General features: G+C 60.4%; 30 protein-coding genes and 1 pseudogene. 4 read left to right on the top strand and 27 right to left on the bottom strand.

From position 1 onward, the window contains the following. The first annotated feature begins 2 nt into the window (after window positions 1–2). Together PE058_RS18870 and PE058_RS18865 are read left to right on the top strand one after the other, a co-directional pair. Window positions 3–1187 carry an efflux RND transporter periplasmic adaptor subunit gene (locus PE058_RS18870; protein ID WP_271029088.1) on the top strand — a complete coding sequence of 395 codons (1185 nt, stop codon included), beginning with the start codon at window positions 3–5 and terminating at the stop codon, window positions 1185–1187. Window positions 1188–2103: 916 nt separating this feature from the next. Next, window positions 2104–2529, top strand: a complete 426-nt coding sequence (locus tag PE058_RS18865; RefSeq protein WP_271029087.1) for a flagellin — start codon at window positions 2104–2106, stop codon at window positions 2527–2529. 186 nt (window positions 2530–2715) lie between these two features. Here the strand turns inward: PE058_RS18865 and PE058_RS18860 are convergent, their stop codons facing one another. From PE058_RS18860 to PE058_RS18750, 23 genes and pseudogenes are all read right to left on the bottom strand, one after another. Continuing rightward, window positions 2716–4176: a relaxase/mobilization nuclease domain-containing protein gene (locus PE058_RS18860; RefSeq protein ID WP_271029086.1), complete on the bottom strand. Its 1461-nt coding sequence runs from the start codon at window positions 4174–4176 to the stop codon at window positions 2716–2718. Then, window positions 4173–4814, bottom strand: a complete 642-nt coding sequence (gene mobC, locus PE058_RS18855) for a plasmid mobilization relaxosome protein MobC (protein WP_271029085.1) — start codon at window positions 4812–4814, stop codon at window positions 4173–4175. Before mobC ends, PE058_RS18860 begins: the two co-directional genes overlap by 4 nt. A gap of 341 nt (window positions 4815–5155) precedes the next feature. After that, complete coding sequence (locus tag PE058_RS18850; RefSeq protein WP_020087567.1) at window positions 5156–5473, bottom strand: hypothetical protein; 318 nt, start codon at window positions 5471–5473, stop codon at window positions 5156–5158. Between the two features lie 162 nt (window positions 5474–5635). Then, window positions 5636–5866 (bottom strand): hypothetical protein, encoded by a 231-nt coding sequence (locus PE058_RS18845; RefSeq protein WP_271029084.1) that lies wholly within the window; start codon window positions 5864–5866, stop codon window positions 5636–5638. Next, window positions 5863–6264 carry a hypothetical protein gene (locus tag PE058_RS18840; protein ID WP_271029083.1) on the bottom strand — a complete coding sequence of 134 codons (402 nt, stop codon included), beginning with the start codon at window positions 6262–6264 and terminating at the stop codon, window positions 5863–5865. Before PE058_RS18840 ends, PE058_RS18845 begins: the two co-directional genes overlap by 4 nt. Window positions 6265–6338: 74 nt before the next feature. Next, window positions 6339–6536, bottom strand: coding sequence for a hypothetical protein (locus tag PE058_RS18835; RefSeq protein WP_020087570.1), 198 nt, complete (start codon window positions 6534–6536; stop codon window positions 6339–6341). Between the two features lie 249 nt (window positions 6537–6785). Next, entirely contained in the window at window positions 6786–7064 is a 279-nt protein-coding gene (locus PE058_RS18830; RefSeq protein WP_271029082.1) for a hypothetical protein, read from the bottom strand. After that, complete coding sequence (locus PE058_RS18825) at window positions 7061–7666, bottom strand: hypothetical protein (protein WP_271029081.1); 606 nt, start codon at window positions 7664–7666, stop codon at window positions 7061–7063. Before PE058_RS18825 ends, PE058_RS18830 begins: the two co-directional genes overlap by 4 nt. 80 nt (window positions 7667–7746) lie before the next feature. Then, entirely contained in the window at window positions 7747–7950 is a 204-nt protein-coding gene (locus tag PE058_RS18820) for a hypothetical protein (protein ID WP_271029080.1), read from the bottom strand. A 22-nt stretch (window positions 7951–7972) separates the two neighbouring features. Continuing rightward, entirely contained in the window at window positions 7973–8380 is a 408-nt protein-coding gene (locus PE058_RS18815; protein ID WP_271029079.1) for a hypothetical protein, read from the bottom strand. A gap of 20 nt (window positions 8381–8400) precedes the next feature. Beyond that, window positions 8401–8685, bottom strand: a complete 285-nt coding sequence (locus tag PE058_RS18810) for a hypothetical protein (protein ID WP_271029078.1) — start codon at window positions 8683–8685, stop codon at window positions 8401–8403. 11 nt (window positions 8686–8696) lie between these two features. Further along, window positions 8697–9032 carry a helix-turn-helix domain-containing protein gene (locus PE058_RS18805; protein ID WP_271029077.1) on the bottom strand — a complete coding sequence of 112 codons (336 nt, stop codon included), beginning with the start codon at window positions 9030–9032 and terminating at the stop codon, window positions 8697–8699. Between the two features lie 110 nt (window positions 9033–9142). Further along, the gene (locus PE058_RS18800; protein WP_271029076.1) at window positions 9143–9541 is read right to left on the bottom strand and encodes a hypothetical protein; all 399 of its coding nucleotides are present in this window, start codon (window positions 9539–9541) and stop codon (window positions 9143–9145) included. A gap of 105 nt (window positions 9542–9646) precedes the next feature. Continuing rightward, window positions 9647–10573, bottom strand: coding sequence for a hypothetical protein (locus tag PE058_RS18795; RefSeq protein WP_271029075.1), 927 nt, complete (start codon window positions 10571–10573; stop codon window positions 9647–9649). Then, a complete protein-coding gene (locus PE058_RS18790; RefSeq protein ID WP_271029074.1) occupies window positions 10540–13080 on the bottom strand; it encodes a hypothetical protein in 2541 nt (846 codons plus the stop codon). The genes PE058_RS18795 and PE058_RS18790 overlap by 34 nt, the downstream gene beginning before the upstream one ends. A 33-nt stretch (window positions 13081–13113) precedes the next feature. Further along, window positions 13114–13830, bottom strand: coding sequence for a molecular chaperone (locus PE058_RS18785; RefSeq protein WP_271029073.1), 717 nt, complete (start codon window positions 13828–13830; stop codon window positions 13114–13116). A gap of 51 nt (window positions 13831–13881) precedes the next feature. Then, on the bottom strand, window positions 13882–14406 hold the full coding sequence (locus PE058_RS18780; protein ID WP_271029072.1) for a hypothetical protein: 525 nt from the start codon (window positions 14404–14406) through the stop codon (window positions 13882–13884). A gap of 178 nt (window positions 14407–14584) precedes the next feature. Continuing rightward, entirely contained in the window at window positions 14585–15376 is a 792-nt protein-coding gene (locus PE058_RS18775; RefSeq protein WP_271029071.1) for a hypothetical protein, read from the bottom strand. A 99-nt stretch (window positions 15377–15475) separates the two neighbouring features. Beyond that, window positions 15476–15711, bottom strand: a pseudogene (locus PE058_RS18770) (IS110 family transposase); the annotation flags it as partial. A gap of 499 nt (window positions 15712–16210) precedes the next feature. Next, window positions 16211–18037 (bottom strand): YbaL family putative K(+) efflux transporter, encoded by a 1827-nt coding sequence (gene ybaL / locus PE058_RS18765; protein WP_271029070.1) that lies wholly within the window; start codon window positions 18035–18037, stop codon window positions 16211–16213. 150 nt (window positions 18038–18187) lie between these two features. Continuing rightward, window positions 18188–20377: an amylo-alpha-1,6-glucosidase gene (locus tag PE058_RS18760; protein ID WP_271029069.1), complete on the bottom strand. Its 2190-nt coding sequence runs from the start codon at window positions 20375–20377 to the stop codon at window positions 18188–18190. A 96-nt stretch (window positions 20378–20473) separates the two neighbouring features. Further along, complete coding sequence (locus PE058_RS18755) at window positions 20474–21547, bottom strand: glycosyltransferase family 4 protein (protein WP_271029068.1); 1074 nt, start codon at window positions 21545–21547, stop codon at window positions 20474–20476. A 115-nt stretch (window positions 21548–21662) separates the two neighbouring features. Next, window positions 21663–21923, bottom strand: coding sequence for a hypothetical protein (locus tag PE058_RS18750; protein WP_271029067.1), 261 nt, complete (start codon window positions 21921–21923; stop codon window positions 21663–21665). Between the two features lie 211 nt (window positions 21924–22134). Between PE058_RS18750 and pqqA the strand changes: the two genes are divergently transcribed. Together pqqA and PE058_RS18740 are read left to right on the top strand one after the other, a co-directional pair. Further along, complete coding sequence (gene pqqA, locus PE058_RS18745; protein WP_271029066.1) at window positions 22135–22224, top strand: pyrroloquinoline quinone precursor peptide PqqA; 90 nt, start codon at window positions 22135–22137, stop codon at window positions 22222–22224. 84 nt (window positions 22225–22308) lie between these two features. Then, on the top strand, window positions 22309–22629 hold the full coding sequence (locus PE058_RS18740; protein ID WP_271029065.1) for a hypothetical protein: 321 nt from the start codon (window positions 22309–22311) through the stop codon (window positions 22627–22629). Window positions 22630–22775: 146 nt separating this feature from the next. Here the strand turns inward: PE058_RS18740 and PE058_RS18735 are convergent, their stop codons facing one another. The 4 genes from PE058_RS18735 to PE058_RS18720 form a co-directional block, all read right to left on the bottom strand. Continuing rightward, entirely contained in the window at window positions 22776–23105 is a 330-nt protein-coding gene (locus PE058_RS18735) for a hypothetical protein (RefSeq protein ID WP_271029064.1), read from the bottom strand. A 192-nt stretch (window positions 23106–23297) separates the two neighbouring features. Continuing rightward, entirely contained in the window at window positions 23298–24056 is a 759-nt protein-coding gene (locus PE058_RS18730; protein ID WP_271029063.1) for a hypothetical protein, read from the bottom strand. A 100-nt stretch (window positions 24057–24156) separates the two neighbouring features. Then, the gene (locus PE058_RS18725; RefSeq protein WP_271029062.1) at window positions 24157–24447 is read right to left on the bottom strand and encodes a hypothetical protein; all 291 of its coding nucleotides are present in this window, start codon (window positions 24445–24447) and stop codon (window positions 24157–24159) included. A 531-nt stretch (window positions 24448–24978) separates the two neighbouring features. Further along, window positions 24979–25719: a sensor histidine kinase gene (locus tag PE058_RS18720; protein ID WP_271029061.1), complete on the bottom strand. Its 741-nt coding sequence runs from the start codon at window positions 25717–25719 to the stop codon at window positions 24979–24981. Window positions 25720–25725 lie beyond the last annotated feature (6 nt).

The following is a 25725-nucleotide window of genomic DNA, read 5'->3' as shown; positions in this document are numbered from 1 at the left end:
AAATGCAGAAGAAATGGACCGCCATCCTCGTCGGTCTCCTGGCTCTGGCAGTCTTCGGGATCTATCGAATCCTCGGATCGGGCGCCATCCTCGTGGAAACGGCCACGGTCATGAGAGAGCCGTTCACCGCCATTGTCGAGGAAGATGGCCGTACGCGCGTCCGCGATCGTTTCATCGTTTCGGCACCCCTGGGGGGGCGTGTGCCCAGGTTTCCAATGAAGGCAGGAGATCCGGTCCGAGCCGGAAGTACTCTGACGACGGTTCTTCCCCATATCTCGCCGCTGCTCGAGCCCCGCCTGCGTCAGGAACTCGAGGAGAAAGTCGGTACGGCGGAGGCGGCCGTGGAAGAGTTCACCGAGCTCAAGAAGCAAAATGAGGTTCTCCTCTCTCGGGCGCGGACCGAGCTGGATCGGACCACCCGACTCAGGACAGCGGGTGTCACGAGCATCGCGCAGCTCGATCGCGACACGTTCGCAGTGCTGGCAGCAGAGCGGGAGGTATCCGCAGCGGAACGCCGCCGCCACGCCGCCGAGCATTTGCTCGAACAGGCCCGCGCCGCGCTCAAGCGAAGCGGAGAACCTGGCACGGATGAAGCGTTTCCCGTGACATCCCCGATCGACGGACGTGTCCTCAGGGTGATTCAGGAAAGCGAGGCGGTGGTGTCGCTTGGGGCGCCGTTGCTGGAACTCGGCGATACCACCGACCTCGAGGTCATCGTTGACGTGCTGACCACGGACGCGGCGCGCATCGCGGTCGGTAACAAGGTCATCCTCGATCGCTGGGGTGGAGAAGCGCCTCTGGAGGGCCGCGTGCGCCGTGTGGAGCCCTCTGGCTTCACCAAGATCTCAGCCCTGGGTGTCGAGGAGCAGCGCGTCTGGGTCGTTATCGACATCGCATCTCCGCGCGCGCAGTGGACGAACCTCGGCGACGGATACCGGGTCGATGCCCGGATCATCGTCGACATGATCGACCAGGCCACCGTCGTCCCAGTCGGGGCTCTCTTCCGCCGTGGAGAGGAATGGTATGTCTTCATTATAGAGAGCGGTCGCGCGCGATTGAGGCAAGTCGAGATCGCGCAGCGGTCAGGACGCAGTGTGGCAATTGAGAACGGCCTTAAGGCGGGAGATCAAGTCGTAGTCTACCCGCCGGCCAGCCTTACAGACGGCGTGGCGGTGCGGATGCCATGAACCCTTGGGACGCCGTGCCGGTGTGGCTTGCCCATCATAGGGTCGATCGAATCTCTTGCGAGGCTGTGTAACTCCGGGAACTGCATTACAAATCCTTCAAGTTTCACGAAGCCCTTCGACGCCACGTCGAGCGTAGAGTTCGACAAGGTATCGAGCGTCGGCGGCCGGTTGGGCTACCTCGGTACGAAGCGAATGATTTTCTACGCGCTGGGTGGCTACACAGAGGCAGATTTGCACGGGGCGACTGACTTGAGCGTCGGGACTCAAAGCGAAAGTATCTTGCCGGTAAGTACGTTGACCTCATCGTGCCGGACGAGCTCCACGGCAATTTCATCGGGGGTAGCGAGTTAAGTCTCGGAGACAATCTCGCTCTGCGCGCCGAATACCTTTTCTCCAACTATCAGGGTGACAACTCCGCAAGCCGGCTGGACACGAACTGTTCGTGGTGGCAGTCTCTTTGTTTCCAGAACCTCAACCGTCACAGAATTGATCTAGACTTCCACACAATCCGCGCAGCCCTCGTCTTCAAGCTCGGGGCGCCCAAAGGCAGGGATTCGCGGCACGACACGGCGACGCTTGAGGTCTTGTTCGTGAATAATTGACGAGGCCGGATTGGCGCGAGCCGTGAGCGCCTGATGACAACATCGCGACTGTCCGCTTCTGGTCATTGACGTCAGTCCTGGCGGGCGGATGGGCGTCCGCTTTCCCCCTCGAGGGCGGACTTGATGACCGTGACGTTTCGCGTCAGATGACCCGTGGGTGGCGAATTCAGCTTTTGGGACGAACCCGCGTACGCCTAAAATCCGCGGAGGCTACATAGCGTGTGCAGGGTGCCTGGAAAGGCTCAATTTGAATCAATTCATCTACATCGTGAAAATTAAATGTCAGCAAGCGCGCGCTAGACTGGCCCCTACGTATGGAGGCCGCAATGATCACGAGTGTAAGTGCCCCGACTTTCACACGCACCCGCGAGATCGCGAGTTCGGAAAGGCCCGCCGCGTCTGAAGTCGCGGTATCGAATATCGACATTTCGCGCCTGACGGACACGGATCTCGATAAGGAGATTTTGAACCGCTACATCAAGGCGGTCGATGACGCGCTCTCCGAGCTCACTCTGTCCGCGTCAGTCGTCGGCGCCACGAAGTCACGGATTGAGGGCAACAACGCCTTCGTAAAAAATCTCATCGACTCCAACACCCGCGGCATCGGCCAGCTCGTCGACGCAGACCTGAGCGAGGAGGCTGCCAAAATGAAGGCCCTGCAAACGCAGGAGCAGCTAGCGATTCAAACGCTTGAAATTTCGAATAGCGGCACTCAAAACCTGCTGCAGATACTCAAGTAGAGGCTCACCTCAAAACCCGATCTCGCCAGCAGCCGTCAATGCCCCGAACGCGCCATCCCGACAATGCGGCCTCCCATTTTACGCTTGGCACGCCGATTGGAGGCGTTGACGGCGGGCGTCAGATTGTCAGATGAGATCCCTCGGTCCGATCCGCTTCGGGGCAAATGCGACGGTTGGTAAGACCTGCTAGCGTTCGCGCTCATCGTTCCTTTTGCGCTTAGGCACGTGCTTCGGCGGCTTGGAGTTCTCCGGTGGTGGATTTGACGGCGCAGACTGCTGCGTTGGTTTACCGACGCCGGCAAGAGCGTCTCGGACACCATCACTGACAAACTCGCTTAAGGTCTGGTGCTTGGCGACCTCTTGGCGCGCCGCATCAACTTCGTTTTGCGCGCGGTTCAGGTCTTGTTTGCTGATGAGGCCCATGTCGTGGAGCTTGCGCGATAGATCCAGTTTTTGGTGCGCGCCTGCTAGTCCGGCAAAGGCGTCTTGGCGAGGCGAAGGCTCGGCTGGTGTTTGGGTCGCGGGTGGCAGTTCGCGATGCGGTGGCGAGTCTTCGTCCGCGCTGCCGGTGGAGGGCAAAGTGCGTTGTGGCCCAGCGGCAAGCCGCTGTGCGCGCCATTCTCTGCGTTGCGTATCCCTTTCCTCCTCGTCTCGTTCGCGGTCTTCGCGCGTGATGTCTTCAGGCTTGTCGCGGCGCGGATGCTGTGCGGTGGCGCCGCCCTCTTCGCTTTCCGATGTTTTGTCCGGCTTCTTGCGGGCGCGCCTTATGTGAGGACGTTCCTCCGTGGGCGCAGGGGCTTGATCTCGCGTAAGCTGTCGTTCCAAGGCACGTCGGCGGTCAAAGTCTGCGAAGCGTTGGCTGAAGAGGGATTCAAGCCCATTGAGCCGCAGCTCCTTTCTGAGGTCGGACAGTTTCATGAAGCCTATGCCGTCATCGATGACGAGGCCCTGCCCCTTGGCGGAAATGGAGAGGCCTTCGGCGGAAAGAAGCCGCTCGAGGTGATCCCACGACCGCGCCTGCTCGAACATGGGGCCAAGCTGGGCGCGGCGGGATCTGACTTCCTCAAGGCCCCAGCGATCGAGCGGCACCCTGCCGTCCTTGCGGGTGGCCATCTGGTACTCGGCGTCGCGCGCGCGTTTGGCTTCGCGGGCCATTTTTTCCGGCGTGTTGTGACGGCCCTCGACCTTGAGGAAGCCGAGCTCCATGGCTTGGCGCGCGATGGAGCGCTCCAGACGTTCCCAGTCCTTTCCCGTATGCCACGCCTTCCCTGTTTCCGGATGAACCCGGTTGACCATGATGTGCAGGTGGCGGTGGGCGGTATCGCGGTGGGCGGCCAATACGGTCTGGTGATCCTGCAGTCCGAGGTCGGATAAGGCGCGGTCGGCCACCATGCGCATGGTGGGGTCTGCGGGCGCCTCATCTTCCCGCCACGAAATCAGGAAGTGGTAGACGGGCTTCTGGCATTTTTTGGATTGCGCGGCCGTGGCGCGCATCATGGCCGGTATTTTCTCATAGTCCTCGACGAACAGGTTGCGTGTTTCCATCCAGCCCAGGCGTTCGGGGGTTTCCGCGTCTCGCTTGCCGCGCACGAGGTAGTTGAATGTGCCCCGGAATCCCTTTCCTGTTTTCGGAATCTTGCCGATCATGCCAGCACCTTCTCAAGCGCGGCCGTGGTCAGGGTCAGCACGCGCTGGTGCGTGTTCATGAAGTACAGGACTTCGGAGCGTGTGATGGGAACGAGGCCGTTGTTGGCCTGCTTCGCAAGCTGGTTGAGGTTGGTGCCAGCCTTTTTGATCTGGAACGCGACCATGGCGATCTCGTGCGCGAGGTCGTTGCGGCTCATGAGGACCTTGCGCTTGGGCGGCGGCATCTGCGTCAGGGCGGCCACCACCGCGAGGCGCATGTAGTCCTGCTGCAAGAGCATGGCGAGTTTGGCTTCCTTGGCGAGAAGTTTGTTCTCGTCAGGCGTGAGAAAGACCTTCTTGCGCACGGTGGCCGATGGGTCCTTCGCCGTTGCCACAAGGGATGACATGGATGGCGGAGCCGAAGCGTGAACTGCCGGCGCGAGTGCATCGGTGGGGTCGACCTGTGGCCCCTCTTCCGTAGCCCTGATGGCGGCGAGAACCGCCCCGCGCATGAACGCGGCAGGCTTCAACCCACGGGCTTTTGCAGCGAGGCGGAGCCTTGCTGTTTCAGACTCATCGAGTGTGATCTTGGGGCGCCGGTTACGCCGGGCGCGCGCGGAGTGCGCGCCCGTGGATGCTGCGTCGGCGTCCGATGCCATGCGTTCGAGAGCCCTCCCGGCGTTTAAGGGACAAGCAATTTGGGTCTTGAGGCCGAAGGCCGAATGACCCGCGTTGGGGCCCACCCAGGGCCCCCAACGCATTGCTTGCTCCCAACATCTCTTACCTACCATGATGCAAAAATGTGGTATAGTTAGGATGCATACAGAGTGTGCGCAGACGGGCTCAGGAAATGGCTAAACAAACAGCAGCCCCCGGGGGCTGTCTGCCCCCGGACCCCCGACGATTTTTTAGACGGTGATCGAAACTATACTGACCTCTAGACGAAGTAGGAGGGCGTTATGGCGTGTTTTACTGTAGGAGTGGAGTAGTAAGGCGTAGCTTAGCGGGATATGCGCCGTGCGGGCGATTTGTTGCGCTGCTGCACTTGCCAAGGATGGCGCGGGGTTTCTGGTGTCCACTTGAGGCGCGAGCAGAGCGTTTCGATGGGGAGGGTTTCGACTGCAGCGGGAGGGCAATTCAAGCGCTGGGCTACGTCACTCAGAATCCACGCGCGCACTTCATCCATGGTGCCGTCTTGCACGATGGCCATGTCTCCGGGCTCGAGCCAGAGCACGGAGCCGCCTTCGCCGTCGTCGGCGAAGTAGCTGATGATGGTGCTGATGCGCGTGCAGTAGAGGCGCACCTCACCATCCGGCATTGACATCTCTCGCAGTATCATGGTGCCAGCATCAAAGGCACCAAGCAGGCAAGGTGCCAAGGGACCATGGTGCCAACTTAGGCAGCACCTCTGATATGTGGGGTGCTCTTGTATGCCGTGTGTGTCTTCCGTGCATACGAAGTGGCGTGCAAATGAGCAGCGTCAGGCATCAACGCTCATCAGTCCTTCCGGGCTGTTCCATTTGATGGCACCGGGGGCATGCGTTTGTTGAGGCACCGACCAGATGTTGTCCCGTTGGCGGTCGCTTCTTCCCGGTCCGATTTGATAATAGCCACGCCAATAGGTGACGGCGTCAGCGGGTGTCTTGGCCCACACAAACAGGTCGCGGTTTTCCGGGCGGTCTGATTCATCGCTCAGGAAATAGAGCGTCAACGGGCCGTTCGCAGGGGGGGTATGAGAGCTGCACCATCAGGTCGCACCACCTCAAATTCAATCTCGGCCTGCCGGTTATCCTTGTGCAGAAGCCGTAGGTATAGGCCGCCGAACCGATAGACATGAAAGGTCTCAACACCGGTGCGCCACATATCGGCGGCACTCAGCATATCGTCCAAGGGCTTGCATTTCATGTCGGAGGTGATGGCGGTGCTGTCCCAGTGGGGGTTGTTTTGAAAGGCCTGCTTTGCGGCGAAAATTGCTTCATAGGTTTCCGTGGAGATTGTCGCTTCGTGGCTGTCGTCGATTTCACAGGGGAGGTCACTGGTGACTGCGTCATCGCTGGCATTGCATCCAAAGATGACGATGGGGACGTTGCCTTTAGGGGGCTTGCCCATGGTTGGTTTCTTATCATGCGGTCACACGCCAGCCCGACCGAAGGGCGGGGTGTGTGCTCTATTGTCGTTTGGCATTAGTTGCGCGGTGTTTGGGAGTGCTGGCCGGTGGGCTTCGCGTCGTCAGGGGCGAATTCTTTGGCGTAATCCGGCATGGACTTGGGGTCGAACGGATCAAATAATTTGTGGTGAAGGGTCAATAGGTCGTAGGCCAGTTCGCGTAAGGCTTCGCGCAAGCGGGCGCGGAAGGTTGGTTTGGTATGGGGTAAGGGCATGGTGGTGTCTTTCGTTGTGGTGGTCGTTCGCGGTGGGCTCTGTCTCCTTTCGTCCACCTGCTATGTGGCTTCTGGACCCCCTCTTCCTCTCTTCACCGATTGTGGGAATTGTATGCGGTTAATGAGTGCGAAGCGAACGGGGTGCTCGTGATGTAGGCGTTAGAATTCATCTTCTGAGAATAAGCACGCGCGGAACTGAGGGCGTCGTGGTGCGGACGGTTGATGGCGGCGTCTTTCGTTGGGTTGCTCTTAGGACAGTTCGGTGACAGCGATATCGGTTGGTTCGGCGCCCAGATCCTCAAGCCAGCTGGTGAGTTCCGCTTGGACCATCTTTGTGGCCGCGCTTTTTCCGAAGTGCTTCAATTGGTGTGCGAGTGGCTCATCGCAGATCCCGTCATTGAAGTAGGTGGCGATCTTGTCGGCGGCACTCTTTGTTTCTTGGTGCTCGGGGATTTGGCCCAGGCTGCGGATATGCAAGGTAATGCGCAGGCAGTTGGGTGGCGTGGCGGGCATGGTGTCGGCTTTCATTGGTGCAGTTGCTTGGCAAGGTCGATGGAGGTGACCTTACCTGTTGCGGTTTCCCTCACCTTGAAGAGGGTGGCGCTGGAACTGCGTCTGCGCTGAATGGCAAGGGCCTCCTGTGCCGCTGCCATTGGTGATGTGGCGTCGCTGTCAATGAACCACGCGAGGCGGAAGCGCGGGCTTTCACCCTTGCGGGCAGGCTCCGTGGCCATGGTCTGCAAGTCGTCAATAAGGTCGTTAAGCTGGTTGCGCGCAACGGTCATGCGGCGCAGGGCATCCTGATAGCTTGTGCAGTCTTCGCGGGCGGACAGTTCCGAGAAGATGAAGCGCAGCAGGCTGTCGCCGCAATGGCTGAGGTCGTCGTGCAAGCTGCGGGCGTCCTTGGCATTGGCGAGATAGGCGAACTCACCAAAGTCGTAAGAGGTCAGCGCCGTGCGTTGCCAAGGGGTGAGCGGCGGGGACGGTGGCTGTTGGTCGTCAGGACTGAGGTCGTGGTTATGGGCCCAGGTGGAGGTGACGGGGTTGGCGTTCAACTCCTTGAAGGGGTAGACGTCGATGACCACCCCTTCGTCTTCGCGCTTGATGATGACGGTGGAGATGTCGTCCACGTGGACGTGGAGGCATTGGCTCCCGTTCCGTTGCGTTCGGAACGGGGGTTTCGTGCGGGGCATGGGTGGTGCTTTCGTTGTTAATCGACAGTGATGCCGGAGGTGTCAACGCACACATCCGGCGGCAGGAAGCCGTCACCGAACAGGCGCAGGCGCACGGCTTCCACCAAACACTCGCTTGTGCGGCTCAACTGGCCGGTTGATGGGCGGCCGCCGGTTTCGGTTTCAAGATTGAGGGTGAGGGTCAGGACAAGGCGCTGGGCCTTGGAAGGCTTATAGGCCATCGGAGTACGGTTTCATAAGTGGTCAGTAGCAGGCTTGGGTGAGGACCACCTCGTTGCCGAATGTTTCGCGCGCGAGATCGTGAATGGTGTGCAGTCCCACATGCACGGCGCGGCCATCGGCATGGATGGCTGAGGAATGGCCGGAGATGAAGCGCAGGCCTTCATGGCCTATCTGGTAGAGCAAGGCGATGTCGCGCGGGTCCAGGTGTTTGGCGAGCTCAGCATCGAAGTCGAACTCGTCTCCGGTCTCCGGGTGCGTGCTTGGCCATCCGTCACTGTTGTCGGCGGCGATGGCGTAAGCCTCGTCTTCGCTGCCGGGGATTTCCTTGCCCGTCCAGTATTCCTGACCGAAGTATCGGCACCAGCGTTTGAAGCGTTTGGGATCACGAACCCGGAAATAGTTGCTGCGGGCGTGAAGTGTGTAATTCATGGCGTTTGCTTTGCTTGGTTTCAGTAGAGGTAAAGGGGATGCTGGTCGGCGTCCCCTCCCCAGGCGTGTGTGGTTTCCACGAACCCCAACCTGTTCACGAGTTGGAACCCCGGAAGCAGGTAGAGGCTATTGGTGTCCGGGGCGAGATCCACGGCCGTCCACCAATGGTGCTCATCGGGCTCGGTCGGCAGCTCGTCCACTTCGTGGAGGCGGCCGTTCTCGCGTGGGGAGAACAGCTGGTTGAAGATGCGGCGGCTGCGCGCGCGCGCGTACGGCCGCTGTGGCGGCATGACGGTCTTGCTCATGGAGTGTGCTTTCACTTCGCGGCGTAAAATGCCCAGTCGATGCGAAAGCAGCGGATGAGGCGGCGCAAGGTGTTGCGGTTGAAACCTGCTAGCTCGGCGGCGCGTGCTTGGTTGCCGCGGGTTCGTTCCAGGATGAAGCGAACGAAGGCTCGGGCCAGTGCCAGGCGGATGGGGACGCCGTCCATCTTGAGGTAGGTGGGGCAATGCTGGCGCAACAAGGTGATGACGGATTCCTCGAGGAGGTCGTGCGTGTGCTGCGCATTGTCATCGGTGGGGGGAGGCATATGGTTCATGCGTCCGAGCAGGACGGGCGTGTTGTGGAGGATGTGCTGGGGCGCGGTGATCATAATATTTGCTTTCATTTGTGAAGCCGCGCTCTTTTTGGGAAAGCCTCTCTCTCCCGGCCGGCACGGCCCAACGGGGTGGGAACCACCCCCTCGCTTTTGGGAACAAGCGCTCAGAGTTCGGTTTCTTTGGAAACTTCGTTGGTTTCGATGCTGGTGTGCTCGATGCGGACAAGCCCCTTGTCGGCGTGGAGGATGACGTAGCCGTATCCGCCGCCGTCGCTTTCAAAACCGCCGTGGTGGTGGGCGACCACGTCGAGGGCGAAGCGTTCCACCAATGTGGCGATGTCGTAGAAGGCGGCTTCGATGGGATGTTCCAGAACGGTGGCGGTGCCGTTGGAGCCTTTCACCTGCACCTCGCCGGGATCCGCCACGTCCGCGCGGTACTGGACGGTGGCCTTCGATAATCCAAGGGCGCGGAGCTCTGCCAGCACGCGGCGTTTGGTGGCTTCAAGCTGGCGGACGCGCAAAACATTGATGTCGTCGGGATTGCGTGGCGTGGTGAGATTCATGGAACGTGACTTCGTTGGGATTGTGCGGGAGCGGCGCAAGAGCCTTTCTCTCCCGCCTTCCACGCCACCCCCTTCGTTGCGGCCCCTTCCCTATGCGGAAAGGTATTATTGTGCCGGTTCGAGGCTTACGCGCAGGTTTGATGAGTAGGCCCCTGCTTGAAGTGGCGTGATGGTGGGCGCAACGGTGACGGTTACGGGCACGGATGAAGACACAGGGGCGCTGATGGCGGTGGCGAAGGACGAAGCAGCTACTCGCGTATCAAGAGAAACGGCCGTGCTGCCGAGGACGGCGCTTGCAGAAAAGTGGATGGGGGTTCCTCCACCGGGTCTGGTCAGGGGTTGTGCCGATAGTGTGAGGCGTGCCGGTCCGTTGCAGCCGGCGTTTGGAAGACTGAAGGAGCGCAGGTAAGCGGCAGGTATTGTTCCGTTGACGATGGCGGGCGTGAAATCCAGCGCGGAGAGGGTGGGAGGCGGAAGGGTACAGGAAGAGGCAACGGTTGCGGTCAGTGTGAGGTAGCCGTCGTAGTAATACCCGCCCCTGATGACATTCTTGAGCTTGACGTTCATATCGCGGCGGTAAAGGCCAGCCGGCTTGTTGCTCTGGTTGGCGGGGATTGTGAACGGGATGGTGACGTCAACAACCTGCCCTGATCCGCCGTAGACCCATTGATTGTAGCTTCCGCCGTTCCACTCAAAGAGCGGAGGCAGATAAAAGGTCAAGGCGTGCTGTGGGGCCTGAACGTTTTCAAGCGTTGACACCATCGGCCACTGCGCCGTCGATACCTCGATGACCAGCGTGCAGATGCCGTTGAAGCCGGTCGGGAACGTCACGCGCGCGGGGATGTAATCGTGTGCAAGGGTGCCCGAATAGGACAGTGCGAGGCTGGGGGCGTTGAGCGTGAGGGTGGGCTGACCGAAGGGTCTCCCGTCGCAGGCCACGGCTTGATGGCTGAAAAGTGCAAGTCCGCACCCGACAAGCGTTTGGATAGCCCTTCGCATCATTGTGCTTCCGTGACGAGCGTGGCGGGCCATTCGATTGATTCTGTCTGTGGTGTGGCGTCAGTCGGAATGAGAACCTCGGCATTGAACAAGCCGGAGGCGTCTGCGGGTATGGTAAGGGCGTAGGTGTTGTTGGCGATGATGATGGTCCAGTGACCCTTGGCCAATCCTTCGACGGCGAACTTCCCTGCGGAGTTGGTGAACACGGTGAGCGAATGTCCGTTGTAGGCTGGAGAGGTAAGTGTCCCGGATTGCAGGGCGATGGGTTGGCCGGAGGCGTCCAGCAAGATGCCGAAAGCTGTGAGCGGCATGTCGGAACCGAGCGCCACCGCATAGCCCGCGCGGTAGGGAGCTCTTACGGATAGATGGGATGCACCGAGGGCGTAGCCATCAGGAATGTTCTGGGCATCAAGCGGGTATTGGACGTTGGTGTAGGGGGGGAGATCCGCGACCACGGCCGGAAACCACGACGTTCCTGTTGCGCGGGGCACTTGCCCATTCCCGACGATGACATCGGCGTCTGGAATGTTGTCGTGCGGGTAGACGATGGCGAAGCCGTTTCTGACCGGAGCACCAAGCGCAAGCTTGCCATCGGCGAAGGCGACGGCTCCTGCATGGTTGAGCTGGGTGAGGTGATGTTCGTCACCGTCTTGCGGCTGCTGCAGGGTGTGGGAAAGGCGTGTTTCACCGCGCTGGCCGAGATGCTGTGCGGCGGCGGAGGTGAAGACCCCGCGCTCGGGGGCGTTGTCGGCGGTGGCGGAAACTTGCCAGACATCGGAAGGGGAATGCGATAGGTGGGAGGCGGTGATGGAAGACACGTCGTTGCCGAAGGAATGGCGGGCGCCGACGGACGTGTCGCCGAGGCGCACATACAAGCTCAACCCAAGGCGGAACTCGGGTTCGTCATCAAGGCGCGAGAAAGAAAGCAATCTGTCGTTTCCGTAACCGGCGGTGACGGTAAGCGTGGTGGTGTCGAAGAATTGGCGGCTTATTCCCAAATCCAGGCTCCATCGATCGGTACCCGCTGAGACGGCTCCGGGGATGTTGGCGACATCGGCTGCGAAATCATACCGGGCGGTGGCGGTGGCGTAGGCACCTCCTATCAGAGGCTTGGTTTGGATGGCGGAGAGCCTCAACCAGGAATCAAAGGCGGGATAGAGGATATCGTTCATGAGCAGCTGGGCGTCACCGGGCTGGCGGTACTGGTCGGAATAATAATCGGCAGCCACCCGGAACGAGCTGTTTGGAGCATCAAGATCGGGAAGTGTTTCAAAGGAAACTGAGGCGGCATATCCCATTTCGGGCCCTTGGCTCAGCGTTGCGCCAAGGTGCCATGTCCCCATGGAGGTTAAGTGGTGGAACCCGAGGGAGGCATTGTGGACGGTGCTGTCGGTTTGAAAGGCGAAATATCCGGTGAACGTGTCCGAGAAGCCGTGACGAACAAAAAGCCCGCCTTGGAAGTGATTCAAATATTCGCGCTGGCCGTCGATCCATGTTGAGGGCAAGCCCCCCGACAGGCTCCATGTGAAGTCGCCTTCGTCGAGCAGCTGGTGGTTGGAGAGGGCATCGAAACGGATGATGTCGCGCTCGCCCGTGTCGTAGATGATGATGGCTTCAATATTGTTGAAGCCCAGCGTGACGGGCAGGTCTTGGAGACTGTAGCTGCCCGGTTTGAGCGGCAGGCGTTGCATCGGTATGCCGTTGACGACCAGTTCAAGGGTGGCGTTGCTTTTAACGACCAGAAGCTCGTTGAAGCTGCGGGTGCTTTGGCTTCGCTTCTTCCCGAACAGATCAGGGTTATGCTCGAGCGAGACACCTAACAGATCCATGGGACGTTGCCCGGGGAGTCCCATGTAGGTGGTGTCGCCGAAGACCGATCGGGTATCCCACTGTTCTATATCGTATACGGCGCGCGTCCCGCGCCTTGTGAATTGGTTTTCGCTCTGCGCCTGACATCGGGCTTCAATGGGGCATAAAAACCCGTTCAGGGAGCCTCCCAGTGTGGCTTCCGATTCAAGCACCACGCTTCCAAACCTTGTGGCCCCTTCAAGGTCGAGTGAAAAGCCGGAAGCCGGGGCATAGGTCCAATCATGCGTGAGCGCCAGATCGTAGTTGAGGAAGGCGCTGAAAGTGGCGGGCTCCATCAGCGTTGGCATCGTCGCGGCGGATCCGAACGACAGGGCGCGGGGCTTGGATTGGTCTAAGGGTAGCGAAAGCGTGAGCTCCACGGCTTGTTCGTTGAACCCGATCTCCAACCCGTGCATTTCGGCGTAGAGGGTGAGGGGGATGGGCCCTACCTCCAAGCTGCTGAGGGAGAGCAGACTGGAGTCCGGAACGTGGTCTTTGAGAATGGGCGCGAGGTCGGTGGCGGCGACCAGCACTTGATTATGCTCGTCGATGACAACGGTCACCTCACCAAGTACTTCGGAATGGTAGCGGAGCGGAACCGGCATGACGATGGCGCGGCCGGTTCCATTGAGCTGGGTTTCCGGGTGCTCGACGGCGTGCGCAGGCATCGCTGAAACAGCGGCCGCAGCCAAGCCGACGGTGATGCCCCCCGCGCGCCTCATATGCTATTGCACCGGTGCTTTGAAATTGAGGGTGGCGGTGACCGATGTCACGCCGCGTGGAAGCTCCACCGGAAGGACGAACCGCCTTGTGCGCCATGGCTGAACGAGGCCGTTGCCGTAGGCCTGTTGGAAGTCTGCAAGGGATAGCGGGTAATCGGTGCCATCGGCGTGGACCGTTATCGCGGCGTCCTTCATCAGCGCATGCGAGGCTGTTGGGTTTTGCACGGTGATGGCGGGCTTTCCGCTTGCGTCGATACTTGTGGAGACGAGTTGCACAACGGGGCGCGCCGACAAGGGGGCGACGTTCACCGCAACGCTGAAGGCGGTGAGGATGGTGAGGCCCGTTTTCTTCATCAGGCCTTCGATGGGAAGTTGGTTGAAGGTGACGAAGTAGCTTTCGCTCTGGGGGATGTCGGGTGCCCCGACCCATTGCAGGCGGAATGTCTGTGTTGCACCGGGCTGCAGCATGGCTTGCAGGGGAAGGATCAGGAAGTTGTCGCTTCCCCCCTCCTCGCGCGTGGCGCTTCCATGCTCGTTGAGCGTCACCCTGTTGAAGCTGGGTTCGACGGCTGTGACTTCGTTTGACGAATTGGTGATGGTGATGACGGCGCGGGTGCGCGCCCCTGCGGAGTTCATTTCCACGGTTATGGGTGTGACGGTGAGCGCATGCGCGGGCATTGCCGCAAGCACGCCCAGGAGGACGGCGAGGAGGCGGATCATGGTGTTTTCCGGAATGTGGAAGGCCGCCGCCCTTTGGACGGCGGCGGTTGGTTATTGGGACGGGGTTACCGTGACGCGCAGCGTGTCGCTATAATTGCCCTGATAAAGGGGTAACGCGGGCTGCTTGGGCGTGATGGTTATGGTGAGGTTGCCGTTAGGCGGGCCTGAGGGTGCGAAAGGGTTCTCGAAGAACGCCTGGCCTTGTGTCGGTTCGGTGTCTATGGAAAACGGCATGTAGCTGGCGCCGGCCACGTGCGCGACGTAGTCGATGCGGTTCGTGGTTTGCGGCCACGATCCCCCCGGTCGGCGCAATCCGCCATTGAGCGTTCCGATGATGAGGGAAGCGCCTGCGTTGCAGGCGATGGGAATGTCGATGGTGATGGGGGTGGTGCTGACCTGCCCGTTGGTGACCGGGATGGTGGCTGAGAGCGCGCTGGGTGCCGCGCTGCCCGACAGCGTACAAGAGGAGGCTACCGTGGCGGACAACGAGATGTCCTGATCAACGGCATGCGCGGGAATAAGCGGAAGAAGGGAAAAGAGAGCGCAACCAATGGCGCGCGAAACGGAGGAACGCATGGAATACTCCACCAAAGGGACACGGATCGTTTTTGTTGTGATGAAACGCGTGTCTTGGTGGTGGTACGCCCTCCTGAACAGTGATGGTGAATATTAGTACTGGTTTTAATCGCGATGGGAAGCGTGGTTCGAACGGCAACGCAACGAAGGACGATTGCTGTTGCCGTGATGCAATGCTCTAGCGGTCGCGGTCTTGTTCCCGCTTGCGCGCGGGGCCGCTGTCTTCCTCGGTATGAACGCGGTGTGCATCGGCCTTGATGGTTGCGCCGCTGTCCCGGTCGCTTAACTCATCCTTTTTGGCATCGAAGGTGTGGGCCTTGCCGGCGATGAGGATAGCTTTCTTGTGCGAGGGATTGTTAGCGCTGATGAGGTTTTCGACCTTGGCGTTGGCGAGGTCAACGGCGTGCATGGCTTCATATGCCGCTTCCAGCTGCAAACGCAGCGCGGGCATTTCTTTGGCAGGTACCCCATCCTTGAATTCGAATACCTGAGGGGTTTTACCGAGCACCATAAGGGTATGGTCGACGCCATACTCGTCGGCGTGGTGGATGAGGCGGTCGGTGGCCCCTTCCCTCGCGCCCAAGCGCGAAAGGGTTGTGTCCAGCGCGCGGTGGGCGGTATTGAATGATCTGAGCGCCGTGGCAAGCTTACCTTCTGCGGTGGCGAGTTCTGGGGATGCGTTCATGTCGATCCGGGGGATGAAGTGTTTCTGAGCGGTATTGTAGCAAGCGTGTTTTGGTTTTTGGAAGGGGCAGTTCGTTCGGCGGAAGGGGCGGGTGGCGGAGGCAAGAGAGATAATGCGCTGTTCATGACCTCTGTGGAGGTGGCGCAGATGCTGAAAATGTCGCCGCGGACGCTGGAGAAAATGAGGTTGGAATCCCGCGGTCCAAAATACTACAGGCTCGGCGACAACGGGAAGTCGAAGGTTCTTTACTTGTACGATGAAGTGATCGAGTGGGTACGTGGGCATGGCAACAAGTCCCCTTAGCGGCTGCTGATGTCTAATGGGGAGGAGCAGGTGTACCTCTCAGTGGTAGAGGTCGCGGACATGCTCCGGCGCACACCGAAAGCTAACCGCCTCGCAGATCGCTTCGGCATCTGCCGCGTCGTTCTTCTGTGCCTTCACGTAGGGCTTCACGTATGCCGGCGGCATGAGCCGGACCCGATGGCCCAGTTTCGCGATCGTGCCTCGACCTGACCGCGGCGAAGCTTACGGCTGAGGACCTTCTGCCCCTGAGAATCGAGGCCATGGGCATGAAAAACGTTCTTAGCGATATCGAGGCTGACCGTGACTGGCTGCACCATCTGACTTCCTCCATCTCTTGCCCGGAAACCTTACCGGTCTCCGGGCTGGCTGATGGATGGCGTCCACAGCATCAATAGCGGACATCGTCGGCAGTGACCGCCGCGCCTTGATTCCCCCGTGGGCCCATGTCTGCTGTTAGGCTAAGAGCGGGAAGCACCCGGTTTGGAGAACAGGCACTAGTGACCCTTAGCGGTCCTGAGCAAGCGCAGCAGTGCCCGGGCACCGATGACCGAGATGCCGAGTTAGCGGACATGGTGCGATAACCGCCCGCAGCACTACTGGCAGTCAAAGCTGCGGTCGAAACATGTCTGATAGCAGACGGTCCTCGATCGATCAGCCAAGGACCGGATGGTCTTCGGGCATCGAAGGCAGGTCTCGAAGTCAAGCCATTACAGCCTGCGCCAGCTCTTCTTGCGGTCGATCCTCGGAGAGTTCAATATCGAACCTCTTCGGAAGCAATGACGGGCGCCTCGCGCACACCGGCTCAAGCTCCGCGGTTCATTGCTCACGATGTTCTCTCAATTCAGCGGGCGCTTCGGGTAGCTCGATATCCGCCTCGCGCTCAAACGCCCCGCCTTCACCCGCCATACGGGCGGCCTGAACGACAGCTTGTGCTCGGTCGTCCGAGCACCCAAGACTGGATAGTGCGTAGCGCAACAGTCCGAATGCCGTTTCCCTTTCCCCCATGATGGCGATTCCGATCCCTTGGTCCTTGAGATAGGCGAGTTCTGATGCGCGGTGCGTTCGCACGGCAGTGTCGATCTGGGGATTTGCCTCGCGGGCCAGCTCGATGATGCGCCGTTTGAGGAAGCCCTGGGGAATCGCGACTATGAGCAGTCGGGCGCTGCTGACGCCCGCGTCCTCCAAGACGCCTGCTGCGGTGGCATCGCCGTAAATGGCCGTCAATCCCTGCTTGCGGAGTTTCTCCACGCGCCGCCGGTTCTCGTCTATCACCACGAAAGCAAGCTTCTGAGCCCTGAGCGCGTCACCGATGATCTCGCCGACGCGGCCATAGCCGACGATTATGGCGTGGTCCCTCAGTCCGGTCTCTTCACTCCTATCGACCGGCATCGAAAAACGATTGCCCGGTCGTTCCAGCAGGGCCGTCAATCGTGGTCGCGCCCGGAACCAGGCAAGCAGCGGGTCGATGGAAGCAAACACCAGGGGATTGAGCGTGATGGAGAGGATTGCACCGGCCAGGATCAGGTCGCGTCCTTCAGGCGGCAGCAGGCCAAACGTCACGCCGAGACCCGCAAGGATAAATGAGAACTCACCAATCTGAGCCAGGCTGGCCGAGACGATGAGCGCAGTCGCCACCGGATAGCCGCGGAGGAGCACGATGGCGAAGGCTACCAGCGATTTGCCGAACACGACAAGCAGCAGCACCGCCCCAACCGCCAGGGGCTGACGCAGGAGGATCCCAGGGTCGAACAACATTCCGACCGAGACAAAGAAGAGCACAGCGAAGGCATCCTGCAGGGGCAACGAATCTGCCGCCGCCTGATGGCTGAAGTCGGATTCACTCAGCACGACACCGGCAAAGAACGCACCGAGCGCGAACGAGACGCCAAACAACTCAGCCGAGCCGTAGGCAATCCCAAGGGCGAGCGCCAATACCGATAGCGTGAACAGCTCACGCGAGCCCGTCCGCGCAACCGTCAGCAGGAGCCAAGGCACAACCCGCGTCCCTACCAGAATGACCAGGGCCACGAACACTGCGACCTTTGCCAGCGTAAAAAGCAACGCTGTCACCAGGCTGCCGCCAGCGAACTGGGTAGCTGCGCCGCGCGCATCCCCTCCGAGTGCGCCTGCCAGCGCCGGCAGCAGAACGAGAGCGAGCACCATCGCCAGATCCTCGACGACGAGCCAGCCAACCGCGATGCGACCGTTGGCCGAGTCGAGCGTGTTGCGCTGCTCCAGAGCACGGAGCAGGACAACCGTACTCGCCACCGACAAGGCCAGTCCCAGAACGAGCCCTGCGCCGATGCCCCAGCCCCACAGCAGCGCAAGTGCAAGACCGCTGCCCGTAGCGACGGCGATCTGCGCGATGGCGCCTGGTATGGCGATCGCGCGCACCTCCATCAGGTCCTTGATGGAGAAGTGCAGACCGACACCGAACATCAGCAGAATGATGCCGATCTCGGCAAGTTGGCTTGCGACATCGGCGTTTCCGACAATCCCGGGTGTGAATGGTCCAAGTGCCACTCCGGCAAGCAGGTATCCCACCAGCGGCGGCAAGCGCATCTTGCTGGCGAGCAAGCCACCGAGGAACGCGAGAACAAACCCCATCGTGATCGTGGCGATGAGCGATATGTCGTGCGGCATTGGCTCTCCTGGCGACAGCGCAGCGGTTTACGAACAGGCAGTTGTCGTCGATTGCAGATGAGGCGTGCGTCGAGGCGCTGACGTCGAATGCTTATCGCAGTTAGGTGGCACCTAACCTACGACTGGCGAATGGCCGACGCGCGGGCCTGATCAGGTCACGACCATGGCGCGTGCATCACCGTCACGCTTCAGGACGTTCACCGATACATCAGTACCGTGACGGGCAACACGGACATCAAGTCGTGATTTGCCGACCACCATTCTGCGCACGATGACCTCATTCAGGAAGCTCGGCAGGGTCGGTTTAATGAAACGAACTTGCTCTGCCGCATGGACGATCGACACGCCGAGACAGGCGCCGAGGAATGCGAACGGGGACACGGCCGCCCACGCTTGCGGCGAGCACGCCACGGGGTAGGCGATGGGCCCGCGTCCGGATTTGCGCGTGAACCCGCAGAACAGCTCCGGCAGACGCCGGTCCTGCTGATAGCCGACAGCCGCAAATATGCCCTCGAAGAGGACGGCAGCCTCGGCCTTGAAGCCGTAGCGATCGAAGCCGAGGGCGATCAGCGCGTTGTCGTGTGGCCAGACGGATCCGTTGTGGTAGGACATTGGATTATGCCGCGGCTCGCTGTGCGCAACCGTGCGGATGCCCCAGCCGCTGAATGACGTTCGGCGCATCAGGGATGCAACCACTTTCCGCGCCGAAGCGGGCGTCGCGATGCCGGTGAAAAGCGCGTGCCCCGCATTGGAAGTGAGGACCTTGCAGGGTTTCTTGTCGCCGTCCAACGCCAGGGCATAGGTGCCGATATCCTCGCACCAGAAAGCGTTTTGGAAGCGAACCTGCAGGTCGTCTGCGGCTTGGCTCAAGCACGCCGCCATGGCGGGCTCGCCGAACTGCAGGGCGAGCTTGGCAGCCTGGCGCTTCGCGCCGAACACGTACGCCTGCACCTCGATCAAAGCGATCGGCCCCTTGGCTTGCGAGCCATCGGCGTGAAAAACCGAGTCGTTGCTGTCTTTCCAGCCTTGGTTGGCAAGGCCGTTCGGCGTTTCCCGAAGGTACTCCACGAAACCGTCGTCGTCCCGGTCGCCGTACACGTCGCACCACTCGAGGGCGGCCTTGACGTTGGGCCAGATCCTCTCCAGCGTCGCCACATCGCCGGTGCGCTCGAAATAGAGCCCGGCCAGCATGACGAACAGCGGCGTGGCGTCGACCGTGCCGTAATAGCGGCGGAAGGGGATCTCGCCGAGTTGCGCCATCTCGCAGCTGCGCCGCTCGTGCAGAATCTTTCCCGGCTGCGCGTCCGATCCCGGGTCGTGGTGCGTGGCCTGCGTTTCGGCCAGATGCAGCAACACGCCGCGCGCGATGGCAGGATCGATCCAGAGCATCATCATCGCCGTGATGATGCCGTCGCGGCCAAACACCGTATTGTACCAGGGGATGCCGGCGTAAGGGTACAGCTCCTCGCCGGCGCGCGTCGACAACGTATAGATATCGGCGGTCGACCGGCACATGAGCTCGTCGAAGAGAGGGTTCGAGCTCTCGATCGTTGCAATGTTCTCCGTATCGGAACGCGATGCCCTGCGCTTGGCGCGGTAGGCGGAATGGAAGGAGATGGGCCGGGGCGGCTCGTCGCTCTCGTTGAAGGCGGCCGTGACCAGAATCGTAGATCGCTCGCCCGCCTCGAGGACACGCTCAAAGACGGCTCGATGCAGGTCCAGCCGTCCTGGCATGGGGGTAAAGGTCAAAGTGGTACGCCGCTGGACGCCGTCGAGCCCATCATAGACATACTGGATCGCATCCGCTGCCGTTCTCTTGATGCTGATCTGCCCTCGTCTTGCACGGGGCATCCCACGCACTTCGAACAAGTCAACGAAATCGGCATCGAACAAAAGTTCGATCGAGACTAATCGCTCCACCGTATCGTAGTTGCGCAGCGCGATGCGTTCGTAGGATGCCGCATTCCAGAGAAACTTGGTGCGCGAGATGGCGATGGTATCGCGCGTGATTGGGTGCGGACTGGGAGGCTCGATATCGGCGTTGGTCAGGTCGATCGACAGAGCGGAGTTGTCATCGTGAATGACGGACGAGAGCAGCAGCGGGCGTTGCCCGGAGCAGATCAGCTTCAGCCGCGACAGAAAGCGCATGTCGCGAAAGTAGATGCCTTCCGGCGTACCTAACTCGACTCCCAGATCTCCATAGGCATCGAGAACGGCGAACGCGTCTCCGTGCTTCAGCGTCCGCAGCGTCCTCTCGGTCAGCGACGTGCTGACGTCGATATGATAGTCGGAATCGTCGTGCTCGTGATCCGCTACACCGGTCGGATTGGCGGTGGTCATGTGGCCCCATTCAAGTCAACGGGTTGCAGCTCAGATTACGCCAAGAGCAGCCGATTGGGATATGCGTTCGCACGCTCTGAATGCGGCGCCATGATACTAGACGGCGGCAAACGCTCCGACCCGCTGCGGCTGGTTCGCATCTCTGGCGAGAGCCAATTGGCGCGCGTAGGCCGCGACGTAGGCGCTGGTCATCTTCTCGACAGTGAACCGCCGCTCGAACGTCTGCCTTACAATGGCGCGATCGAGCGTCTGGCTCTTTTCCACGGCTGCGACACCTTCGTCGATCGAAGCGACCATGAAGCCGGAAACGCCCTCGGTGACGATCTCGGGAACCGACCCGGCCCGCCATGCGATGACGGGTGTTCCAACCGACATCGCCTCGATCATCACCAGCCCGAACGGTTCCGGCCAGTCGATCGGGAACAGCAGCGCATGGGCGTTTCCGAGAAACGCGCCCTTCTGTTGATCGTCGATTTCGCCGATGAACTCGATCAAGGGGTGGTCGAGCATCGGCCTGATGATCTGCTCGAAATAGTCTGTGTCGGCCGGATCGACTTTGGCGGCAATCCTCAAGGGAATTCCTGTGCGCTTGGCGATCTCGATGGCGCGGTCCGGCCGCTTGTCCCGGCAGATGCGACCCAGAAATGCGAGATAGTCCCCGCCGTGTGGATTGAACCGGCACAGAGACGCCGGCAGACCGTGCGGAATGGTGTCAACCCAATTGACGAACGCCGGCACAGGAAGCCGCTGATGGTTCGAGATCGAAACCAGCGGCATCCTGGGGAAGGCTTTGTAGATCGGCATATTGTCCGGGAGGTCGAGCCGTCCGTGCATCGTCGTGATGGTCTTGTGACGGATGCGATTAAAAAGAGGGTGTTGAAGGAGGTCGACATGAAAATGGATGATGTCGAAATCCGCCGCCGCTCTCATCACCTTGGAGAGCATGACGAGATGTGTTGCCAAGTGATCGCGGACGCCCCGTAGGCGCAAGCCGCGGGAGCAACAAGGGACGAGCGACGCAGACGTTTCGGAGTCGCCAGAGGCGAAAAGGGTTACCTCGTGGCCCTGACGAACCAGTTCCTCGGTCAGCCACGATACGACCCGCTCCGTGCCGCCGTAGAATTTCGGTGGCACGGATTCGGCAAGTGGTGCGACTTGCGCAATTCGCATCTTGGTGCGACCTTTCGACAATTGACATAAGGACGTTATTTTTAGTGAAGACGTTGTTGGAATCCGAATTTGCGGCGCAGCGAAGCGTGTGTTCCAGATCTCCAAATCTTGCAGCTCAGTTCCTGCTCTCGATTCGCTTGCACACGTTCTTCCATTCTGTCCTCGTCATGTGCGTCTCCGCCTCCCAGAGAGCCATGCACGAAGCCATTTTTTGCTCCTTGGTGGCAGGCGCATGGCTGCCCAGTGCGGGAAGGGGCAGTTCCGCACGCGGCGTATCGGGCGTCGAGGATTGTGCGCTCCCTCTGGTCGACAACACCGTCAGGGGCATCGAGCAAAACACGAGAAGTAAAGCGGCGCAGGTCGCATTGTCGTACATAAAAGCCTATCCAGTAGCTGCCGCCGAAAGAGCGGTTCCCAACCCTATTGCAATGGGAAACGAGACATCAGGCTCGGAAAGTACTCACGCTTGGAACTGCCGCTCAACGCCGAAAATAAACGAGAACGTGATTGGCGCTTTGGGCGTGAGAGCACCACATGACTCAACAGAGATCGGCGCAAAGGCGCTTGTCCGAGATAAGGAGATACCAATGAGAATCTGGAACGCACCGCAGGTGCGCGAGCAGGCCGTCGGCCTTGAGGTCACGAGCTATCTGCCCGCCGAGATCGACATCATCTAGCGATGTCGTCGCTACGATAGGGCCGTGGGCGTACCCGGTTGTTCCCCGGCATGCTCACGGCCTTTCCGTTCCAAGGGGAACACCATGATAGACGTCAGCCGGGACATTGCCGATTTCACGCGGCGCGCTGAGATCGCGTATGCGGCCATGCGTAAGGCCAAGGGTCAGATCGCCCAGTTCTGCCGCGACGATGCGCGTTTCTATCTCGAGCGCGCAATCGAGATAGCCAAGGCATCCGGCAATAAAGACATGGTCGCGCAACTGCAATTGCGCCGCGGGCAGATCATGAGCGCGTTCCACAAGCAGAATGACCGCCTCCCATCTCAGCAGCAGCACTCCGGCATCGAACGCTGGGAGAACGAAGGCGGCGCGATTGGCGCATGGCCCCGCCACAACCATCGCTGAAGGGTCTACTCAGCTTGCGAGCCTAGGCACAGACTCAAATAACCCAACACAGCAAACCCGACACAAGAAAAATGGGCCGCAACGTGCGACCCATCCTCTCGGCGTCCCCAACGCAAACTGCAGTGACGGGACGCAAAGCTCTCTGTTCACCCGCTGCGGCAATCGTGATAGCGCGAGCGCCAATACCGGCTGCCGGTTGCCTGCCACTTGCGATATTCATAGGAGCAGCCGCGAGCCCCTTCACCGAGGATGATCACGCCGCGCAACGCACGCCCGACCGAACGGTCATGATCGCGGCCGCGATAGCTTTTCCCGCGATGATCGGCGCGGTTCTTTCCGACGCGATCCCCACCGCCATAGTGCTTTTGCGCACCGCTGCGCTGGCCGTCCCTGGCTTCCGCCGTGCTGACCATCCCCGTGATAGCGAGGATCGCCGCGGCACCCGTGATCAATATCGTCTTCGTGATCGTTGTCATGACTCTGTTTCCATTTTTCTGATGACGGCCCGCCGACGTCAGCCTCGATGGATGGCTGGCGATCGAAATCTTCGGATGAGCCCTAGCGTGAGCTGACACTAGAGGTTAACCACGGGCAGCGTGAGACTCGGAAAGTACCCAACCTCAACGCTCCAGGAGTAGGATCCTGCACCAGACGCGGTTCGCGCCGCGCTAGACCGCAGCGGCGCGAACCGCGTCCGGCTTGACCGCGATCAGCATCTCGATCGCCTTCACCTTGCGGTTTACGAACAGAACGTTCGGGATCTGAATCGTCTCCTCGTTGGAACCGCCAATTTTGAGCGTCAGATCGCCGGCACCCAATCCCAAGATGATGTCATGAAAAAGATCCTGACCTCGCCGCTCGAAGACAAGGCCGTTGGTGTCGTAGCTGCGCGTCTGCCCGCCGATGAGGCGCTCCTCAACCATCTGCCCCGGGCGAATTCGCCAAGCCGTCAATCGATCGAAGACGAAGAACGCAAGCAACCAGACCGTCAGCATCGCGCTCGAGAAGAACAGATAGAATCCCATGTTAGCACGCGCCGAAAGCTGAGGGATGAACCGCAGGATATTGTCCCACCAGCCAAACCACGCCAGGACGACGACGAGGAAGGCCGCGGTGACGATCGTAAGCACAGAGTAGATTCCGCGCAGCTTGGCGTTGGTGAAGATCACGAGTGCGATCAGCACGGTGATAAAGAAGATGCCCGGATTGTTGCTCGGATGGATGCGATCGATGAAGTTCGGCGTGATCGAGACGTCCACGCCTTGGAGGTAGCTGATCATCGCCGCCGCAAATCCTGCAACCCAGGCCGGCCACCAGTAGAAGACGTTCGAATGGCTGATAAGCTTGATGTCTGGGTGCGCCTCAGCGACGGAGCGGGCGAAGGTGTCCCGGATATCCGCGTTCTGGACTTCTTGCGCCGTCGCCATGATGGCCTTACCTCAAGCCTGAGTGCAATACGAGATTGCGAACAAATCACCGCGTTCATACGAGTTGCGACATGTTCTGCGCGGTGCGATCGGCCATGCGTCAGCTCTTCGCCGCCTTGATTGCGGGCGCCACGTGTTGAGCATCACGGCTTTGGGCGGCGGCGAGGTCGTCCGGGTGGATCGGAACGATCTGCTTGCGGAGGCTAATGGTCCCAACGGCCGGCAGCGTGATCGCGGTCGCAAGCCTGCGATAGGCCTCGTTTGTCAGAGTATCTAGCTGCTCTTCCTCGGTTTCGATGACATAGCATCCGGCGGGCAGCTCGCCATCGACACCGTCGAGGGAGAAGGCGTGATTGAACGCCACCACCGTTCGCGTCGTTCGCGTCGTCATGTTTCTTTTCTCGTATTGATCACGCTTGTACCTGGAAACATTCCTTGCCGAACGGGGAGCGAGCCGGGGTGACGTGTGCACCGGCTCGCCATCCCGCCTAGTCACTGCGAATGACGGACCCCACCAATGCCCTCAGATCTTCACCGGGGCCGGCGCGGTGCGCGGCTTCTGGGAAATAATAGGGGTGGTGACGACTTCCGGGTCCCCGACAGGGAGGGGGCGCTCATAGCTAGGTTCCGTCGGAGGAGACGGCGGTGCGACGGACGGTGCGGTTACGATTGAATCGGAGGCCGTCTTGGGTGTGTGGGTCATGATGTCCTCACCTGGTTGGTGTTTGTGGTTTTAATTTACGCTGTCGAGATGAAGGACGATCGTCACATGTGTGCGCCCTCAGGTCTCCCGTTGGACAGTGCTCCAAGCCGTCAGGAACGCTTAGAGTCGGAATCTACCTAGTCGCTCACGCCTGGTGCAGGACCTTGGTGCGGACGTGCTAAAGCATTTAGGCAGCGCGGCATGAGATCTCTCCCGGTGCTATCGCTCGCTTACGCCGACAACCGTCTTTGATTTCACCAAAAGGATGGCCGCTGCGGGAGTTTCAAGCGTCCAGCTGACGCCGCCAACGTCGAAGTCATGCTGCACGTTTCCACCCAGCATCGCCGCCGCAATGCGTTGCAGAACCATGGAGCCGAAGCCGTGATGGTCCGGAGGCGTAACCGGAGGCCCGTTGTGCTCACGCCAAATCAAGCGGAAGCGTTCGGACCCGGAGTCGCCTTGAGCAAGATCCCAGCTCACGGAGATTCCACCTTCTGGAACCGAAAGCGGCCCATATTTCGTGGCGTTGGTCGCCAGCTCGTGCAGCGCCAATCCGAGATTTTGCATCGCTTCCTGGTTTAGGAGAGCGCAGGGACCCGTCACAACGATACGCGTTCCATCGACGTTGACGAAGGGCTCGAGCTGTCTCCGCACCAGCTCCATGACGCTCACGCCCGGCTCACCCTCATGAATGAGAAGGTCCAGGGAACGGGAGAGAGCCCCGAGGCGTTGAGAAAATGCGGATCGAAATGTGTCAAGGTCGCTGCTGTGTTGTGCGGTCTGACTGGCGATTGATTGCACCACGGCGAGCAGGTTTTTTGCGCGATGGCCGAGTTCGTTCACAACAAGCCGCAAACGCTTCTCACGCGCTAGATACCGGGTGATTGTGCTCGGATGGGATGGTGGGCGCTCATTGCTCTGGGCGCCGCCGTCGGAAACTACGGGCTGCGTCTGCCGCATGGCTTA

It is taken from the genome of Hyphomicrobium sp. DMF-1 (genome assembly GCF_027886585.1).
Classification (GTDB): Bacteria; Pseudomonadota; Alphaproteobacteria; order Rhizobiales; family Hyphomicrobiaceae; genus Hyphomicrobium_C; species Hyphomicrobium_C zavarzinii.
The sequence above is the reverse complement of the archived record's forward strand: the minus strand, read 5'-3'. Positions and strand labels throughout refer to the sequence as shown.

What these genes read in the sequence shown, in the direction of transcription:
- PE058_RS18870 (WP_271029088.1), top strand. Translation starts at nt 3, where the DNA reads ATGCAGAAGAAATGGACCGCCATCCTCGTCGGTCTCCTGGCTCTGGCA.
- PE058_RS18865 (WP_271029087.1), top strand. Translation starts at nt 2,104, where the DNA reads ATGGAGGCCGCAATGATCACGAGTGTAAGTGCCCCGACTTTCACACGC.
- PE058_RS18860 (WP_271029086.1), bottom strand. Translation starts at nt 4,176, where the DNA reads ATGATCGGCAAGATTCCGAAAACAGGAAAGGGATTCCGGGGCACATTC.
- mobC (WP_271029085.1), bottom strand. Translation starts at nt 4,814, where the DNA reads ATGGCATCGGACGCCGACGCAGCATCCACGGGCGCGCACTCCGCGCGC.
- PE058_RS18850 (WP_020087567.1), bottom strand. Translation starts at nt 5,473, where the DNA reads ATGCCGGATGGTGAGGTGCGCCTCTACTGCACGCGCATCAGCACCATC.
- PE058_RS18840 (WP_271029083.1), bottom strand. Translation starts at nt 6,264, where the DNA reads ATGGGCAAGCCCCCTAAAGGCAACGTCCCCATCGTCATCTTTGGATGC.
- PE058_RS18835 (WP_020087570.1), bottom strand. Translation starts at nt 6,536, where the DNA reads ATGCCCTTACCCCATACCAAACCAACCTTCCGCGCCCGCTTGCGCGAA.
- PE058_RS18830 (WP_271029082.1), bottom strand. Translation starts at nt 7,064, where the DNA reads ATGAAAGCCGACACCATGCCCGCCACGCCACCCAACTGCCTGCGCATT.
- PE058_RS18820 (WP_271029080.1), bottom strand. Translation starts at nt 7,950, where the DNA reads ATGGCCTATAAGCCTTCCAAGGCCCAGCGCCTTGTCCTGACCCTCACC.
- PE058_RS18815 (WP_271029079.1), bottom strand. Translation starts at nt 8,380, where the DNA reads ATGAATTACACACTTCACGCCCGCAGCAACTATTTCCGGGTTCGTGAT.
- PE058_RS18810 (WP_271029078.1), bottom strand. Translation starts at nt 8,685, where the DNA reads ATGAGCAAGACCGTCATGCCGCCACAGCGGCCGTACGCGCGCGCGCGC.
- PE058_RS18805 (WP_271029077.1), bottom strand. Translation starts at nt 9,032, where the DNA reads ATGATCACCGCGCCCCAGCACATCCTCCACAACACGCCCGTCCTGCTC.
- PE058_RS18800 (WP_271029076.1), bottom strand. Translation starts at nt 9,541, where the DNA reads ATGAATCTCACCACGCCACGCAATCCCGACGACATCAATGTTTTGCGC.
- PE058_RS18795 (WP_271029075.1), bottom strand. Translation starts at nt 10,573, where the DNA reads ATGGCCCGCCACGCTCGTCACGGAAGCACAATGATGCGAAGGGCTATC.
- PE058_RS18785 (WP_271029073.1), bottom strand. Translation starts at nt 13,830, where the DNA reads ATGATCCGCCTCCTCGCCGTCCTCCTGGGCGTGCTTGCGGCAATGCCC.
- PE058_RS18780 (WP_271029072.1), bottom strand. Translation starts at nt 14,406, where the DNA reads ATGCGTTCCTCCGTTTCGCGCGCCATTGGTTGCGCTCTCTTTTCCCTT.
- PE058_RS18775 (WP_271029071.1), bottom strand. Translation starts at nt 15,376, where the DNA reads ATGCCCACGTACCCACTCGATCACTTCATCGTACAAGTAAAGAACCTT.
- ybaL (WP_271029070.1), bottom strand. Translation starts at nt 18,037, where the DNA reads ATGCCGCACGACATATCGCTCATCGCCACGATCACGATGGGGTTTGTT.
- PE058_RS18760 (WP_271029069.1), bottom strand. Translation starts at nt 20,377, where the DNA reads ATGACCACCGCCAATCCGACCGGTGTAGCGGATCACGAGCACGACGAT.
- PE058_RS18755 (WP_271029068.1), bottom strand. Translation starts at nt 21,547, where the DNA reads ATGCGAATTGCGCAAGTCGCACCACTTGCCGAATCCGTGCCACCGAAA.
- PE058_RS18750 (WP_271029067.1), bottom strand. Translation starts at nt 21,923, where the DNA reads ATGTACGACAATGCGACCTGCGCCGCTTTACTTCTCGTGTTTTGCTCG.
- pqqA (WP_271029066.1), top strand. Translation starts at nt 22,135, where the DNA reads ATGAGAATCTGGAACGCACCGCAGGTGCGCGAGCAGGCCGTCGGCCTT.
- PE058_RS18740 (WP_271029065.1), top strand. Translation starts at nt 22,309, where the DNA reads ATGATAGACGTCAGCCGGGACATTGCCGATTTCACGCGGCGCGCTGAG.
- PE058_RS18735 (WP_271029064.1), bottom strand. Translation starts at nt 23,105, where the DNA reads ATGACAACGATCACGAAGACGATATTGATCACGGGTGCCGCGGCGATC.
- PE058_RS18730 (WP_271029063.1), bottom strand. Translation starts at nt 24,056, where the DNA reads ATGGCGACGGCGCAAGAAGTCCAGAACGCGGATATCCGGGACACCTTC.
- PE058_RS18725 (WP_271029062.1), bottom strand. Translation starts at nt 24,447, where the DNA reads ATGACGACGCGAACGACGCGAACGGTGGTGGCGTTCAATCACGCCTTC.
- PE058_RS18720 (WP_271029061.1), bottom strand. Translation starts at nt 25,719, where the DNA reads ATGCGGCAGACGCAGCCCGTAGTTTCCGACGGCGGCGCCCAGAGCAAT.